Annotated in this window: 14 protein-coding genes and 1 tRNA gene; 5 read left to right on the top strand and 10 right to left on the bottom strand. The window is 41.5% G+C overall.

The window, feature by feature from the left end; all coding sequences use genetic code 11:
* Positions 1–90: 90 nt before the first annotated feature.
* The 4 genes from HQK88_08760 to HQK88_08745 form a co-directional block, all read right to left on the bottom strand.
* Entirely contained in the window at positions 91–318 is a 228-nt protein-coding gene (locus HQK88_08760; GenBank protein MBF0616892.1) for a hypothetical protein, read from the bottom strand.
* Positions 311–469: a hypothetical protein gene (locus tag HQK88_08755; GenBank protein ID MBF0616891.1), complete on the bottom strand. Its 159-nt coding sequence runs from the start codon at positions 467–469 to the stop codon at positions 311–313. The genes HQK88_08760 and HQK88_08755 overlap by 8 nt, the downstream gene beginning before the upstream one ends.
* A 426-nt stretch (positions 470–895) precedes the next feature.
* On the bottom strand, positions 896–2,665 hold the full coding sequence (locus tag HQK88_08750; GenBank protein MBF0616890.1) for a caspase family protein: 1,770 nt from the start codon (positions 2,663–2,665) through the stop codon (positions 896–898).
* 188 nt (positions 2,666–2,853) lie between these two features.
* Positions 2,854–3,435, bottom strand: a complete 582-nt coding sequence (locus HQK88_08745) for a hypothetical protein (GenBank protein ID MBF0616889.1) — start codon at positions 3,433–3,435, stop codon at positions 2,854–2,856.
* Positions 3,436–3,616: 181 nt separating this feature from the next.
* On the opposite strand from HQK88_08745, the gene HQK88_08740 reads away from it, so the two are divergent.
* Genes HQK88_08740 through HQK88_08725 form a run of 4 tightly spaced genes read left to right on the top strand, consistent with a single transcriptional unit; the run spans position 3,617 to position 7,822 of the window.
* On the top strand, positions 3,617–3,835 hold the full coding sequence (locus HQK88_08740) for a hypothetical protein (GenBank protein MBF0616888.1): 219 nt from the start codon (positions 3,617–3,619) through the stop codon (positions 3,833–3,835).
* A gap of 32 nt (positions 3,836–3,867) precedes the next feature.
* The gene (locus tag HQK88_08735) at positions 3,868–5,295 is read left to right on the top strand and encodes a cytochrome c biogenesis protein ResB (protein ID MBF0616887.1); all 1,428 of its coding nucleotides are present in this window, start codon (positions 3,868–3,870) and stop codon (positions 5,293–5,295) included.
* Positions 5,296–5,329: 34 nt separating this feature from the next.
* Positions 5,330–6,403 carry a c-type cytochrome biogenesis protein CcsB gene (gene ccsB / locus HQK88_08730; GenBank protein ID MBF0616886.1) on the top strand — a complete coding sequence of 358 codons (1,074 nt, stop codon included), beginning with the start codon at positions 5,330–5,332 and terminating at the stop codon, positions 6,401–6,403.
* Positions 6,404–6,463: 60 nt separating this feature from the next.
* Complete coding sequence (locus HQK88_08725) at positions 6,464–7,822, top strand: FAD-binding protein (protein MBF0616885.1); 1,359 nt, start codon at positions 6,464–6,466, stop codon at positions 7,820–7,822.
* Between the two features lie 75 nt (positions 7,823–7,897).
* Here HQK88_08725 and HQK88_08720 read toward each other — a convergent pair whose 3' ends face one another.
* The 3 genes from HQK88_08720 to HQK88_08710 all read right to left on the bottom strand — a co-directional run bounded on the left by HQK88_08720 (position 7,898) and on the right by HQK88_08710 (position 13,013).
* Positions 7,898–8,407: a mechanosensitive ion channel gene (locus HQK88_08720; protein ID MBF0616884.1), complete on the bottom strand. Its 510-nt coding sequence runs from the start codon at positions 8,405–8,407 to the stop codon at positions 7,898–7,900.
* A 289-nt stretch (positions 8,408–8,696) separates the two neighbouring features.
* Entirely contained in the window at positions 8,697–8,792 is a 96-nt protein-coding gene (locus HQK88_08715; GenBank protein ID MBF0616883.1) for an AURKAIP1/COX24 domain-containing protein, read from the bottom strand.
* The gene (locus HQK88_08710) at positions 8,793–13,013 is read right to left on the bottom strand and encodes a CoA protein activase (protein ID MBF0616882.1); all 4,221 of its coding nucleotides are present in this window, start codon (positions 13,011–13,013) and stop codon (positions 8,793–8,795) included.
* 270 nt (positions 13,014–13,283) lie between these two features.
* Here HQK88_08710 and HQK88_08705 point away from each other — a divergent pair, with 270 nt between their 5' ends.
* Positions 13,284–14,336, top strand: a complete 1,053-nt coding sequence (locus HQK88_08705) for an SPASM domain-containing protein (protein MBF0616881.1) — start codon at positions 13,284–13,286, stop codon at positions 14,334–14,336.
* Positions 14,337–14,369: 33 nt separating this feature from the next.
* On the opposite strand, the gene HQK88_08700 is transcribed toward HQK88_08705, so the two are convergent.
* From HQK88_08700 to HQK88_08690, 3 genes are all read right to left on the bottom strand, one after another.
* Positions 14,370–14,444: transfer RNA gene (locus HQK88_08700), tRNA-Val, on the bottom strand.
* Positions 14,445–14,486: 42 nt separating this feature from the next.
* Entirely contained in the window at positions 14,487–14,894 is a 408-nt protein-coding gene (locus tag HQK88_08695) for an OsmC family protein (GenBank protein MBF0616880.1), read from the bottom strand.
* 74 nt (positions 14,895–14,968) lie between these two features.
* Positions 14,969–16,078, bottom strand: a complete 1,110-nt coding sequence (locus HQK88_08690; protein ID MBF0616879.1) for a hypothetical protein — start codon at positions 16,076–16,078, stop codon at positions 14,969–14,971.
* Positions 16,079–16,101: the final 23 nt, after the last annotated feature.

Here is a 16,101-nt window from a genome sequence, read left to right as displayed (position 1 = left end):
TCTCCCCCCGACAAACCTAATTGTAACTCTATTTATGGGAAAATATCAATATGGAGTTCGTGGGGTAAATGTAGTAGTTAAAGAGATGTGTTACTTAAGAAAAAATTTAAATAAGGTGAACATGGCTACTAATTGCCCTGCCCAGAAGAGGAACATCCATTTCAATGTTTCGGACTTAGATTTTTCTATATTTACTTTCATTTTTTCTTCAAGATTTTCTATTTTTGCTGTTAATTCTGATTTTATTAACATCAAATCCGCTGTTAATCCTGCCTTTACAGCGTGCAAATCTGCTTTATTAGCCAGTTCCTTAGACAATTCCTCTTTTATCTCTGCTTTTATTGTAGCGATGCCTGAACCCCTCAGAGGTTTCTTTAAAAACCTCAGCAATCTCTTTGGCAGCTTCATCGCCAAGATTGGCCTTTCTAAGCCGTTCGTATATTTTTAAAGTGTCTATAGCTGTTGACATAGTCTTACGTTACCATAAAATCAAAAAAAACTCAATAAGCCGACTACAAATCAGCGGATAGGATATTACATAAGACTGTAGCCTACTTCACAACCGCTATTGGGAAATCGGGCACGGTGTTTGGTTTTGCCGTTGTCGGTGTTTGTTTACCTTTCGTTAGTTCCTTAACCCGTTCTGATATATATAACTCAAGCATGTTGACGGTTATCTTACTACTGCCATTTTTGTATGCAGCCCTGCCTTCTATGCCCTCAATAACTGCTTTTGTAAATGCGCTGTTACCTGAGTCCTCTCAGGAATCCTGCCTGCCCGTGGAGGATGTAAAGACGATTGCACCATTTTCTGCACGTACTAATTCTTTTATTATTTCGCTTAAGTCGTCTAATCCTTTACGTTTTCCCATCACGTTCCCTGCATGACATGTGTCTATAAAAACAGTTTTTTACCGGCAAGTGCGTTCACAGTGTTTTTTATTTCAGTAAATATCACCGCTGTGCTTTTAATTCTTTTTAAATCCACATCAACAGGTATGTAGTAATATGCTCCATCTGGATCGTTATACCCATGTCCGGAAAGCAGCACCATCGCTATGTCTTTGTTTGTCACATTATTTAGAATCCAATCAAACCCATCCAATACGTTCATTCTCGTTGCTATTTCATCTGTTATAACCTTTACTTCAACATCCCGATAGAGCAAGCCTTTCTGCTTTTCCATTACTCCAGCAAAGTCTTTTGCATCTTTTGATGAATACATTAGTTTATTGTCTTCATCTTTATAATTGCTTATCCCGATAGCAAGTACATAAAGCTTCGGTTTCTTCAAAAATTCCTCATCTTTTTTAACTTTTTCTTTCCAACCAAGTGCTACTGTGGCAGGAACGCTGGACTCATATTTGTTTACGGCAATTACACTAATTTCATTGTCTTTTTCTGGAATTAAGGCTGATATTTTGTAAGTTTTATTTACTTTGTTAACATTCTTTTCGACTGCTTGTTTAACTCCGTTTACAAGCACCATTACCGATGTAACCGGAGCATCCGCAGGTGTACGGATTTCGTATTCTAATGTCACTTCTGAATCATTAACATTTGCTCCATCAATTGGTGAGTTGATTTTAACAACCGGCGGCAGTGTTTCGGTAACTGCCGCGGTTGGGGTTTTTCTGTCAGATTGAGCATTTGCCTGTTTTATTGCTTCATCCTCATCAAGCGTATCGAGAACTTTTGAGACTATATTCGGTCTGAAATATGTGTCACGGAATTTTGATACCGGAAAGAAATCAGCTTCTTTGTCTTTGCCTCTGTTTACATGCCAGCCGACTAGGTCATCGCCTCCGACTGAGGCATCATAATATCCCTTTGGCGTCCACAGTACCCATCTCTTTTTGTCTTTATGCGGGAAAAACGCCAAGAGTTCCTTCCCGTCGCTTACCCTGTACCACCTAATCGTTCCGTCATCATAAGCCGCTACCGCTATTTTCCCATTTTGTGATACGTTTACATCCCATACTACACCGGGTGCTGCTACTTTCCATTTTTCATTTCCGGTACTGTCAAATAATCTTAATCGCAATTCTGTGCCGAGTAGGAAACCGCTGTTATTCGGTAATATCGCAAGGCTTCTCGACATTTCGTATTGCTGAAGTTGTAAAGCTGTTCCATTTAGTTTCGGGTAATCTTCATTAAACCAGTTTGTAATATTTAATTTATCAGATTCTAAAATCGGTTTAAAAAGGTTTTCTTTTGAATTGGAAACATCTGATAATTCTCTTTCTGTTAGCGAAAAGACTTTAGGAGATTTACTTTTATTTTCGTACCAGAACTTGATGGTTTTAGCATCTCTGGATACTTGAAAATTCTCATTGTCTCCTCTGTAATCAGCTTTATCCGTTTGCTTAAAAACGCGTCTTTTATCATTTTTATCAAACACACCAAAGGCTGGGTCAGTTGAGCCAAAAACAATACCGCCGTTTTTAAGTGGTACTATTTGCTCTATAGTATTGACTGAACCAGTTAATATGTCTTTGTATGTGCCTTTGCCTCCGTTTGACCATTTCCTAATGCGATAAACCATTCCACCAGCATAGAGGTATTTACCATCAAGAGAAAAATAGGCATTTGCTAATGCATCAATAGCGCCTGAAGTATCCGAAGAGAATTGATAAGAAAGGTCACCTCCGGAAAGTATATCCACCTTCTTTGTATCAGCAAACCCAACGGCTATCTTTGAACTGTCAAGTGAAAAACTAACTGAAAAAGGTTGCGTGCCTCCCTGTGGCTTTTCCTTTTTGATTAAATTAAAGTTTTCATCATAAAGCCTTATATAACCATCATAGGATGATGTAACAAGCCTGCCGTCTCTGTCGAAATCAGCACAGGGACTTATATCGCCGTAATCACTGTCTGAGGCAACAGGAGAATAATTATTTGTTTCATAAACACGTATGCCGTTTTACCATCTAATGTAGCAACAAGAAACCTCCCATCCTTAGAATATGCAAGATGATGTATAACATTAGGCAGCTCTGCAATTCGCTTTATTAGTTTTCCGGTCTGTCGGTCAAATATGTAGATGGAAGCTGTTTTATTATCCCACTCGGCACCAGTCCATCCGCCACAGACAATTGTTCTACCATCAGGAGATATGGCAACCTTTCCTTCATCACCATCACCGATAGGTACCCTGAGGGTTTGTAGAAGCCTGCCGGAGGAAATATCCCACACTTTTACAGTTTTGTCTTCTGAGCCGGTTACGAGATATTTGCTTTCGGCATCAACACCAATCCTTATAATCGCCGCAGTGTGCATTTCGGTATTAATACGGAGGATTGGCTCAGAGGGCGGCTCAGCGGCAGTAGATGTGGCTGGATTGTTTAGTCCGGATGCAAATAAAAAAACCAATAAGACTGCCGCACAATTTAAGATGGTACACACCGATGTTTTGTTATTACTGCGCTTACTCATTACCGCCCTCCCTTTAATAAATCCCAAGAAATCGAAAAAACTGTTGTGATAAAAAAGTTAAACATAGAAGGAAAAAATTTGTCAAGACACACCAACGCATTTTAGTAGAAAATAATATTTTTCATAGTTTACAAATTTATGTCTTTTTTGTTAAATTTACTATATGCCTGATGGTGTGATAATGGTGGTGATTTTAATGGTTTTTGCCTTTATAATAAATTTGCCTTTTGGATACCGCAGATCTAAGGAGAGAAAGAAGTCTCCTAAGTGGTTTATGTACATACATATTCCAATACCATTTGTTATTCTGATGCGCTATGTTTTGCATATGGATATACGGTATATTCCGCTTTCGCTGGCTGCATCCGTTGTGGGGCAGTTTATCGGTGGCAAATTGTGATTATACTAAAGCACTGTGGGAATGCCCTTTAAATGGAAAAGCCGGATAAAAAGAACAACAATATTGTTGAGAAAGTTTGGAAAATTTTCACTTCGGTTAAACTTGCCGCTGTACTCATCTTAACGATTGCAATTACCTCCATAGCAGGCACGGTAATTGAGCAGCAGACCGAACCCGCAAAAAATGTTAAACTGTTTGTCAAAATCTTTGGAGCCAAGCTTGCTCCGTCAATTTATAGCGCCTCTGATGCCATGGGCCTTATGGACATGTACCATTCTGGGTGGTTTACCGGCCTTTTGGTTCTTTTTTGCGCTAACCTTATAATATGTTCAATAGACAGACTGCCTAAAATATCGCATCTCGTTAAAGAGAAGCTTTTGCCAATGGAGGAGCCCTCCTTTAAAAAATTCACAATTCACAAGGAATACCACCTGCAAGGCAATATTAAAGACAGAGCCGAAGATATTTTAAAACTATTAAAATCTCTTGGGTTTAAGTCCGAAGAACATAAAAGCGCCGACGGCCTTCAGTTCTATGGCCAGAAATGGGGCATTAGCCGGTATGCCGTGTATATAGTTCACCTTAGCATCGTGCTGATATTGTTGGGGGCAGTTATTGGCGTGAAATTTGGCTTTAACGGCTATCTGTCTCTGCCTGAGGGTGAGTCATCAGATGTCGCATACACACGGGATGGCAAAACGCAGCCCCTTGGCTTTACAGTCAGATGTGATGATTTTAACGTGGATTTCTACAACGATACTGATATGCCTAAAGAATATAAGAGCTGGCTTTCGATTCATGAAAACGGTAAGGAAATTTTAAGCCAGTCTATAGAGGTAAACAGACCGCTTAAGTATAAGGGTTATGCTATTTATCAGGCAAGCTACGGACCTGTAACGGATAAAAACGCTCTTATTATATTGCGTGTGACCCCATCCGGTGGTAAAACCGAAACTATGTCAATGCACGTAGGGGATTCCTTTAAGATTCCAGGCACAAACATTGAGGGTAAAGCTAAGTCTTTCTCTCCTGCCATCGCCTTTAACAAGGAAACTAAAGAACCGTTTACCTATTCAGAGATGATGAATAATCCGGCTGTGTATTTGGAATTCAAGAAAGACGGTAAGGACTTGTATGAGGGCTGGGTGGTTAAGCGTTATCCTAAAACGTGGGACATGCCAGATGGAAACAAGATAGAGCTGGTGGATTACTGGGGCTATCAATATACGGGTTTGCAGGTAAGAAATGACCCCGGCGTGTGGATAGTCTATCTTGGCTGCCTTACAATGCTGCTTGGCCTTTATGGGGCTTTTTTCCTGAGCCACAGAAAGATATGGGTATTATTGAAAGGTACTAAGAATCAGACCACTGTTATGGTAGCCGCTACAACGAATAAAAATCGTCTGTCTTTTGAAGGCGTCATATATAGAGCATTTGAAATGCTCACAGCACAAAGATGATGAGAGAAAGGTTTTCTATAAAGGGAGGTATCTGATGGGAAGCTCACAGTTTTTCGGAGCAGCCGAAATTGGCTATTTTGTAGCCATGATGGTATATATAGGGTACTTTGTCTTTCGCAGTGCATCGGCAGGCAAGGCGGCTACGGTTGTAACCTCAGTTTCTTTTGCCTCCCAGACAGCGGCAATATTACTTAGATGGTTTGAGTCCTATCAAATGGGCATAGGCAGAGCGCCGCTCACAAATCTGTACGAATCGCTTGAGTTTTTTGTTTGGTGTTTGATCTTAGGGTATTTGATAATTGAGTTTAAGTATAAAACTCGGTCATTTGGCGCTTTCATAACGCCAATAGCTGGTTTAACCCTTGGATTCATTGATTTAACTGCAATGAAGACCACAATTGAGCCGCTTGTACCGGCTCTGCAGAGCAACTGGCTATTAGCTCACGTTACGATGGCTTTTATATCATACTCTGCTTTTGGTTTGTCTTTTGGTGCTGCCATGATGTACCTGATACTTAAGACAGATGACCGTAAGGGTTCGGCTTATTGGTTTTGGACAATAACAGCAGGCATATTTGTATCAGTACTGGTTGCTATGCTGGCAGATTATCTGAATTACCATATACTTCATACCCCTGTAGCCGACGCTAAAGATGCTCTCTTAGGTTCGACCTTTAGAAATAAATCTTCATCAATAAGACTGTTAAGTTATCTTGCTGCGGCAGTTTTTACAGGTATTGTGTGGCGTTACGGCGGGGTGTTAAAGCGGACGTTTACTTACTTTGGGGTATCTGCTGAGCTTTTGGATCAGTTAAACTACAATTTGATAGCTCTTGGATTTCCAATTTTTACGCTGGGCGGGTTAATTTTTGGAGCCGTGTGGGCAGATCAGGCTTGGGGGGTTTATTGGAGCTGGGACCCTAAAGAGACATGGTCTTTGATAACATGGCTTTCATACGCATTTTATCTTCATGCCCGTTTTATCAAGGGATGGCGCGGTACAAAGGTGGCAGTTGTGGCAGTTGTAGCTTTCGTAACTGTCGTGTTTACGTATCTTGGAGTTAACATATTTCTTTCGGGACTCCACAGCTACGGCGAGATGCCCTAAGTTGACATGCCCTCTTTGCAGTTGTAATCTTACCAAAGCCGTGGAAACAGAAAAACAATTATGAGAAGTCTCAGTAAATTACTATTAGAGGGGACATATACCACAGACAAAGAGGACCTTATCTGTTATGGGTATGATGCCTCCGGACTGGATAATTGTCCTGCAACCGTGGTATGGCCTATCAACACCCTTGATGTAATTAAGACAGTGAAATTTGCCCGTGAAAACGGATTAAAGATAATTCCCCGGGGAGCAGGAAGCGGTATGACAGGTGGGTCGGTGCCCGGTGAGGATTCTATTGTGCTGAGTTTTGAGAAAATGAACCGCATACTGGAAATAGATGCCGGTAATTTGACGGCTATTGTTGAACCCGGTGTGATAAACGGCCATCTGCAGAGCGAGCTTGAGGACAGCGGTTTTTTTTATCCCCCTGACCCTGCCAGTTTAAATATATGCACGATAGGGGGTAATGTTGCAGAGAATGCCGGAGGGCCGCGAGCGCTGAAATATGGCGTAACAAGAGACTACGTGATGCAGATAGAGGCTGTGCTGCCCGATGGGAGGTTGATAAGCACGGGGGTGGAGACCTCAAAGGGAGTGGTCGGATATGATCTTACGCGCCTCCTTGTGGGCTCTGAGGGGACACTTGCCATGATAACCAAGATACGTCTTAAAATACTGCCTGCCCCTGAGGCCATAGTCACAATCCTGTGCGCTTTTAACAGTATTGAATTGGCAGGCAAGACGGTATCAAAGATAATAGCATCGGCACTTCTGCCCAGAACCATGGAAATTATGGACAGGATGACCCTTATGGCCGTAAATAAGTATAAAAACGTAGGGTTTCCGGAAAACGTCGAGGCTATGCTTTTGGTTGAGCTTGATGGTAACCGCAGGGCGATAGTGCAGGATGCTGAGAAAGTCTCTAACATTTGTAACTCCTTTGAGGGTAAAATAAAAATTGCAGAGGATGCCGCCTCACGGGATATGCTTTGGGAGGCAAGGCGAGCTGTGTCACCTGCTCTTTATAAAATCAGCCCGACCAAAATTAATGAAGATATTGTCGTTCCCATAACGAGGGTGGCTGATATTTTGGTTGCCGTACAGCGGATTTCCGAAAAATTCGGTATCCCTATCGCCTGTTTTGGCCATGCCGGAGATGGCAACATTCACGTCAATGTAATGGTGGACAAAAATAACAAGGAAAGTGTCGCAAAATCGGAAAAAATAGTAAGAGAGATATTTAAGGCAACACTTGACATGGGTGGGACTATTTCCGGCGAGCACGGGATTGGCCTTACAAAGGCTAAGTATCTGGATATGGAGCTGGATGCCGTTAATATTGAACTGATGAAAGGGATTAAGAAATTATTTGACCCTGAAAATATTTTAAATCCCGGCAAAGTATTTCTAAGCTAATCAAAACACGTTTTTCATAATAGTATTCAAATCCAAATAACATAAAATATCATTAACCAGATAAACCAACACAGACTATGATTTAGGGTACACTTTTATAATATCGGAGTAGAGTTTTCCATTAGGGATTATGATTTTGATATTTTCAGTTGAAATCAGAATTGTAGTTAATAGAAGCACATCTTCAACACGCCCTGTGACACCAGCAGCCTCAATAAAATCACCAGATTTAAAGGGTCTGAATAATAGGATAAGAAAACCAGAGGCGAAATTGGCTAATGAGCCTTGGAGAGCTAAGCCAACGGCAATACCAGCAGAGCCTATCACTGCAATAAAAGACGCAGTTTGAATTCCAAATTTGGCAAGTGTGGCAATTATAGCAAAAGTCATTATTAGAACATGAATGAGACTACTAATAAATGAAATAACTGTTTTCTCTTGACCACTTTTAGTAAGGATTGTCGAGATAACTCTTTTTAATATTTTTGCAGCCATGTTACCAACTACAAGAATGGCTATAGCACTAAATATATTTAACCCGTAATCAAATACAGTTTTAAATATTACATTGTTATAGTCTAACATGACACTATTCTAAGGAAAGGCTAAACAAAAAATCAATCTGTTATTTACGTCCACAAAAATGCTCCGTCTCCCTAGAGGTTACTTTCCTCTCAAGGTGATTCCTCTGGTCACTAACGCTCCTCGTAATGACGGAGAAAAGAATTGTATTTGTTGCCGCTGTCCATCATAAGGCAACAACTTTCACCGTCATTGCGAGCATAGCGTCGCAATCTCCTCTTTTTGGTGTAATTTAATTTTGTCTTTGAATGAAACCCTGTATTGATTAAACTCTCTTTATCAAAAAATAGGCCTATTTTCTTCTACGTTGGAATTTCATCTTTCTGCGAAGTTTCTTATGCTTGTGTTTTGACATTTTCTTCTTACGCCATTTCTTTACATTACCCACTCAATTACCTCCTTGCAGTTTGTTTTCACGCTTTTTTATTTTATTATTACCGTTACCATATCGTCCCAAAGCCTGTTCCATAAAGGTCTCAAGCTGAAGTTCCGTTGTCGTGGATTCAGTGCCGTCATAAGGAATACTTATACTGGCAATACCATAATCACGGCTTAAGGCACGCATAAGGGCTGTCACTATAGTGCCGGGCATACAGCCAAAAGGCATTGTGTTTACAATCCCTGCCACTCCGTGCTGTATTAAATCCACAGCTTTTCCCATGCTGAGAATTGTCTCACCCTCAAAGGATTCATGCACGTATGGGGCTGCTTTTCTCATAATTGCTCCAGTGTCAGGCTCATGCAGGGTTTTAAGGAATCCTCTGAAGTGCCTGGCATACTTGTACTCTATCGCCTTTTTATAAACCCGCTTAATAGCTATATCCATAAGCGCCTTGTAGTCTTTTTGTACAAGCGCATGTTTAAATCCAAAATAATTTACATAATAAATCCACTCTTCAACTGGCGCAAGCCACGCCTCTCCGCCCAGTGCCTCAATTTTCTCTATAAGGTTTTCATTTGAAAACTTATTTGAGCGCACAAATATCTCGCCAATTACTCCTATCAGTGGCCTTTCCTCTTTTGCTCTGGGAACCGCTTGAAATTCGCTCCTTGCGCGTTTTAGTATTGGATCAAGCTTAAGGTCTTTCCCTCGCAGTGCATTATACGTTTCCATTAAGTAGCGGTTGTAAATCTCGGCGGTTTGGCCTTTAACGAGCTCATAAGGACGTGTCTCATGCAGTGATTTGGTTAAAAGCTCAATAGCCACTATCCCATTCCATGAGCGCATAACAAAGTCCTGCCCCGCTATCCCAAGGTCTGAATAAAAACTCGCATCCTGTACGGGCGAAAATATCTGAACGTTCTTAAGCCCCACCTGATCCAGCAAAAGCCGCTGAAACACCGTGTATTGGCCAAATCTGCAGGGGCCGGTTCCTGCGGGCATAAAGAAAGTTGACTTATCAGCGTCAAACCCCTCGGAAAACACCGCTCTTAGCATATCTCCGGTTGTTACCACGCAGGGATAACACTCCTTTCCGGAGACATAACGCCTGCCCAATTCAATGGATTCCTCATCGCTTTCCGGAAGCACCTCAGAGGCAATGCCTGAGTGCTCAAACGCTGCTGCAAGCGCAAACGCATGGTCTGACATGCGGGGAATATAGATTTTCTCAAATTTTCTCTGCTTTACTGGCTGAGTCGTTGTTTCAACTGGATTCGGTGTTGACTTATTTTGTCTGTTAGCAATGCTGTCTAAAAAAGCCTCACATCTTGTAATAGCTCCGGCATCGGCGCTGTGTTCATCTATCTCAAGGTGTAAGAACGGTTTGTCTCCGAGTTCCTCTTTAAAGTATTTTAGAATAAAAGAATCCGGGCCACAGTTAAAATTCCCGATAAATACCGGATATAAGTTCGGATGGTTTTTTATAAATCGTGCAGCCTTTAAAATTCTCTGTCCGCTTCTCCAGTACATATCCGGCCAGTCGGCTTTGATTTCAGTCTCAGATAGCGGCAGCATATCCATAGGTATTGATTTTACATCAAGAGTTGCCAGTTTTTGCGGTATCTGAAGATTTACGCCGCTATCAAATGCATTATACGGTCTGCCAATTATTACTATGGCATTGTCATTAACAAGAGAGAGTGCCTCCTGGCCTTTTTTACGAATACTGGCGTGAAACTCATTCTGCAGTGCCTTAGCCTTTGGCAATACCCTTTTGACCGAAGCAACGGATACCCCAAAAGCTTCTGCAATTTCTTTTTCAAGGAAACTATCATTGCGTGAGAAGTTAATTATAGGGCTTATGACGTTTATGCCGCTAAATGTGGCCAGAGCCATGTAAGGAATTGTCTGAGTGTATGGGCATGGAGAGCCTTTGGAAAACTCCTCACTGTTGCCGCCAGTGTTTACATAAGAAGGCAGAAAGATATTTTTAATTCCCTTATTGAGCAGCCACTTAACGTGGCCGTGTGCAGTTTTTACAGGAAAACAGGACTCGGATAACACCACCTCTGCGCCCAGATTTACAACCTGACGGTTTGTCTTAGGGGATACGATAATGTTAAACCCAAGCTCAGTCAGTACCACTTTCCAAAAGGGTAAATAATCGTGCATTAAAAATATGTACGGTATTCCAATCGTGTTTTTAAGCGCACCCTTAGCCTCAGCATCCTTATAACTGTCTTCAAGCCCATTCCACAAAAGCTGTTCTCTAAATAGGAACAGGTCTTCAATGTTGTTATGCTGCTTACGTTTAATGTCATATTTTTCACATCTTCCGCCATAGAAGAGATTACCCTTATCTCCGTCAATTGTAACCTTATTTATTTCACACATATTTGCACAGCTCTTACATTCAAAAGAATTTACCGAATAGGTGCTGTCCACAATGGAAAATCCCTTAAACGCCGATGTTGCGGTCTCAGACATTTTGTCACGCGCAATCAGCGCCATACCAATAGCGCCTGTGACGTCATGATTAGGCGGTACGGTAACTTGCTGGCCAGTAAACTTTTCAAAAGCCGCCACCACCGCTTTATTGTGTGCAGTGCCGCCCTGAAAGAAAATATTACCGCCAATTTTCTTTCCGGCAACCACCCGGTTTATGTAGTTTTCCACGATTGAGTATGAAAGGCCAGCTAGTAAGTCTTTTCTTTCGGCTCCTTTATGAATATTTGCCATTAGGGAGTTTTCCATAAACACGGTGCATCTCTCTCCTAAACTACAGGGCTTTGAGGAGTCAAAGCACTCAGTTGCAAAATCCTCTTTTATGGATATACTGAGTTTTTCCGCCTGCTCTTCTAAAAATGAACCAGTGCCTGCGGCACACGCTTTGTTCATCTCAAAGTCCACTATGACACCATCTTCAATAGAGATGTATTTAGAGTCCTGACCGCCAATTTCAAAAATCGTGTCCACTTTGTTATCAATGGCAATGGCTGCGGTGGCCTGAGCTGTGATTTCGTTTTTTACAATATCAGCACCGATAAAATCAGCAATCATATACCTGCCCGAGCCAGTTGTTCCTACGCCTGCGATTTCAACAAATCCTCCGATGGACTTTCCAACCTCTCTGAGCCCCTGCATCACGGCCTCTATGGGGCGGCTGGCAGTCATCAGGTACTGCCTTGCAAGGAGTTTTCCAGTTGCGTCAATAACCGCAACGTTTGTACTAATGGAGCCAATGTCAACACCCATGTAGGCTTTAATCCGTTGGTTTTTCAGGGATAAACATGAGGCGCCGTGAGGCTGATCAGATAAGTTTACTGATGCTGCATTTCCGTTTCCGCCTTTAATGTGCCTTTTTTTAAAATCATCGCCTTCGGCAATGAGAGGCTTTTTACCCTTATCGGAGTATTTAACGGTTTTTATATAGTGTTCAAGTCTGCTTAAATCATAGTGTTGAATAGTCCCACTGTCAATGTCTTTAAGAGCAGCGCCTATGGCTCCTGTCAAAGCGCAGTGTTCCGGCACAATCAGATTGTTTAGTGCAAAAACCTCTTTAAATGCTCTGACCATCCCCTTATTTAGGGCAACACCGCCGGTAAAGGCGATTTCAGGAAATATCTGTCTGCCCTTAACAATGGCACCCTTAAAATTTCTGGCAACAGCAAAACACAGCCCAGAGACAATATCTTCAACCGGAGTGGCTATCTGCTGCAGGTGTATCATATCAGATTTGGCAAAGACACTGCATCGTCCGGCAATACGGGGCGGTTTTTCACACTTAACTGCTAAGTCGCTAAATTGCTCAATGCTAAGACGCATCCTTTCAGCCTGTTGGTCTAAAAACGACCCTGTGCCGGCTGCACAAACCGAATTCATCGAAAAATCCTGTATAGAGCTTTCACCAAGCAGAATGAGTTTAGAGTCCTCTCCACCCATTTCAATTATGGTTTTAACCTCAGGGTGGAACTTTAGCGCTGTATAAGACTGGGCGGCAAGTTCATTTATATGGTTAATGCCCAATGCCTCAGCTACCATTTTCCCTGCCGAACCGGTTATAGACATCGTCAAAGACATCCCCTCATACGCCTTTAGAATTTTAAGGGTTAAAGGGAGAGGATGCCCTCTGTGTCTTTCATACACATGGTCTTTTAGATTACCGCTTTCATCCAGGACGACTGCCTTTACGCTCACTGAGCCTACATCAAGCCCTATATGATCCATTTATATTTTCCCATGTTCTTTACGTTTGGGCAAAAATAAAGCCACAGCATCTATTATAGATGAAAACTCATAATTTATTCAAGGGCTTTATTGTACTGAACTCTGATATTGCAGACTTATGATAAATTTTTTAGGATTGCAGGATTATAAATTATCTGTAAGCGCACATATTTTGCCAGTATAAGCAATATTGTCCATAATTTGATATAATGAAATGCAGCCGTAGTGTATGATATATTAATACAAAAATTGCTTTTGGAGGAAAACTAAATGAACTTAGGGCTTGCGACCCACGGATTGAACGGGGAGTCACGGTTTAAAATACTTAAAAGGCATATATATGCGTTTATGAAGCATTTGACAATAAAAAAACTGTTTAACTTTATAAAGACTGAGTATAACCTCAAAACCAAAAAAATCAGACTCAATTCGCTGCCCTATATTTTAAAACTTGAAACCACAAATATATGTAATTTTAAGTGTGCCTACTGTTATGAAGGAAGGAGGCAACCGGTTGACGGCGAACGTGCCTTTGGCAAAATGTCTTTTGATAATTTTCAAAAACTCATAGACGATATCGGTTCATATCTTTTTAAGATAAACCTTTACGGTTTTGGCGAACCGTTTCTTTTTCCTGAGACCCTCGATATGATAGCTTACGCTACTAAGAAAAACATCGGTGTTGGAGTCTCTTCAAACCTTAACATAGATGAAGGCACGTTGCCACGCCGGATTGTGGAATCAGGGTTAGAGGTACTGATATTTTCCTGCCACGGTGTTACTCAGGAAAGCTACTCAAAGTTCATGGGTAAGGGCAACATGGAACTTGCCTTTAAAAACGTAACCGGTATTTTAAAAGAACGTAAAGCGCACGGCCTTAAAACCCCCTTTATTGACTGGCAGTTTTGTGTTACTAAGTTTAATCAGAGTGAAATCCATTTGGCACAAAAAAAGGCTTCAGAGCTTGGCATAGACAACGTGCGTTTTATAAAACCCTTCTTTCCGGTAAGCGCCGAGGAGGATTTCATATCGGATATTTTTCCCCGTAAGCGTCTTGAGTTAAGCAATCAGGATAATCCAGGCTGCTCATGGCCATACCGCTCTGTCTATATAAACTATGACGGCGGAGTGCTCCCATGCTGTAAAGACACACGGCTACTCTCAAACGATTTTGGAAACGTCTTCAGGGATGGGTTTAAAACAATCTGGAACAACGACTACTACTTAAAAAGCAGAGCATTAATAAAAGACCCTGCCAACAAAAAATTAACCTGTGATACTATGTGTGTGCGCTGTCCGGTCACTCAGCCTCATCTGCGTTGACCAATCTAACTCCAAAAAGCTAACGTATTATTATGGTGGGCGATGCGGGGCTCGAACCTGCGACCTCTGCCGTGTGAAGGCAGCGCTCCACCACTGAGCTAATCGCCCTGATTTATACTTTACGCTTTATCTGAACTAAATGTCAAATATTTATGGTGATACAACCGTTTTGATGTCAAACTCAGGCGGCGACATGATGGTCTTTTTTACAGCACAGAGATCTGCCACCCTGATGATTGCATCATAATACTTTTCAGGGAAATCCGGAGGAACCTGGATGTCTATTGATACCCTGGAGAGTCTCATCTTACCGCCTTCATCAGGAGCAAATTCGTTTCTCTGCACAAGCGAAATGTTTTCTGTAGGGATGTTGTTTTTTTGGCAAAAACCGAGCACATATATCCCAGCACAGGTTCCTATTGATGACAAAAAATACATAAAAGGCTCGGGAGCAGTCCCAGCTCCTCCATTTTTAACCGACTGGTCTGTCTGCACCAAAAAACCGCCGAACTCAGCCTTCACTATTTTTCCCTCTCCAAAACTCACTTTTATCTCCATTTACCGCTCCTTTAATATGTGATATAGGGTTATTTTACTAAATATTTAATTACGCACCGTATAGCTCAATAAAGCTAATAGCCTACAATAATAGAGTTTCTACCAGGACCTGCTGCACTGTTATCCTCACAGGTATATCCGGCAAGATTTCTCTTAGGGGTCGTGTCACCCTGGAAACATGCCATAAGAATATTTTTGCAATTTATGCCGGATATTCCTATTCCACCTGTTGATGTGAATTTTAATTTAACACCATATAGATAATTACCGCTGACCTCTGATGAATAATCAACATGGGTGGAGTTATCATATATTGTTAAGTTGTCGCCAATAACTGCATTGTTGGAATAAAACATAAGAAATGTGGTTCTTTTTCTTTTAATCGAGAGATTTGATGGAAAATAATAGTAATTCTGAGACGCCACACCTCCTTGAAAGCTCATTACTGCAAGTCCGTCCGTTGTAGCATTATCCAGCGAAAAATTTGAAACAACACAATAAATAACACCATTTGTATCTGGAACTACATAGGGGATGTTGTAGGTGACGTTATATGCCCCGGAAAATCTGCCAGTTACAGTCCTGCTCGTTGACATAGTAATTGCACACGTACCGTTGTCGTAAACACGGTCACAGCCGCTCCACAATGACAGCATGTAATTATTAGTTTTGGGGGTTGCAGTAAGGTAAACAATTCTATTCATATTGAAATTATACGATACAAAAGAGGAGTTATCGCTTGTAGTGACGTTGTCGCTTGTAGTGACGTTGTCGCTTGTAGTGATGTTGTCATTACTTAAATATATAGCACCTGAACTGTCCCTTATCGTACCCCTTCCGAAACCAGCTATTCTAACCGTCAGAGTATAAACATTAACACCATTAAATGTGGCTGTTATTGATTTGTTGTCTGTAGGAGTAAGTGCGCAAATGTTGTTTGAGACAGAGTCGCAGCCGCTCCAGCTACCAAACACCGCACCAGTTGCCGCTGTAGGTGTAAAATGAACCTCCGTTGTGATATTATCGAATGATACTGTTCCTGTATTTCCGGACCAGGTTATAGTGCCATTGTCACAGGTTATTGTGCCGGTACCAGTACCGGTTTTATTAATCGTTACAGTGTAAACAGGCGAACTTACAACCAGTTCAGCTACTAATGCTACCGAACAACCTATAATTAGCAAGCTTAATAATACTCTTATAAGTA

This window comes from Nitrospirota bacterium, assembly GCA_015233895.1.
GTDB lineage: Bacteria > Nitrospirota > Thermodesulfovibrionia > Thermodesulfovibrionales > Magnetobacteriaceae > Magnetomonas.
Note: the sequence above shows the minus strand (reverse complement) of the source record. Positions and strands in the feature narration are given on the sequence as shown.

What these genes read in the sequence shown, in the direction of transcription:
- HQK88_08705 (MBF0616881.1), top strand. Translation starts at nt 13,284, where the DNA reads ATGAACTTAGGGCTTGCGACCCACGGATTGAACGGGGAGTCACGGTTT.
- ccsB (MBF0616886.1), top strand. Translation starts at nt 5,330, where the DNA reads ATGGGAAGCTCACAGTTTTTCGGAGCAGCCGAAATTGGCTATTTTGTA.
- HQK88_08720 (MBF0616884.1), bottom strand. Translation starts at nt 8,407, where the DNA reads ATGTTAGACTATAACAATGTAATATTTAAAACTGTATTTGATTACGGG.
- HQK88_08710 (MBF0616882.1), bottom strand. Translation starts at nt 13,013, where the DNA reads ATGGATCATATAGGGCTTGATGTAGGCTCAGTGAGCGTAAAGGCAGTC.
- HQK88_08695 (MBF0616880.1), bottom strand. Translation starts at nt 14,894, where the DNA reads ATGGAGATAAAAGTGAGTTTTGGAGAGGGAAAAATAGTGAAGGCTGAG.
- HQK88_08745 (MBF0616889.1), bottom strand. Translation starts at nt 3,435, where the DNA reads ATGAGTAAGCGCAGTAATAACAAAACATCGGTGTGTACCATCTTAAAT.
- HQK88_08740 (MBF0616888.1), top strand. Translation starts at nt 3,617, where the DNA reads ATGGTGGTGATTTTAATGGTTTTTGCCTTTATAATAAATTTGCCTTTT.
- HQK88_08735 (MBF0616887.1), top strand. Translation starts at nt 3,868, where the DNA reads ATGGAAAAGCCGGATAAAAAGAACAACAATATTGTTGAGAAAGTTTGG.
- HQK88_08755 (MBF0616891.1), bottom strand. Translation starts at nt 469, where the DNA reads ATGTCAACAGCTATAGACACTTTAAAAATATACGAACGGCTTAGAAAG.
- HQK88_08725 (MBF0616885.1), top strand. Translation starts at nt 6,464, where the DNA reads ATGAGAAGTCTCAGTAAATTACTATTAGAGGGGACATATACCACAGAC.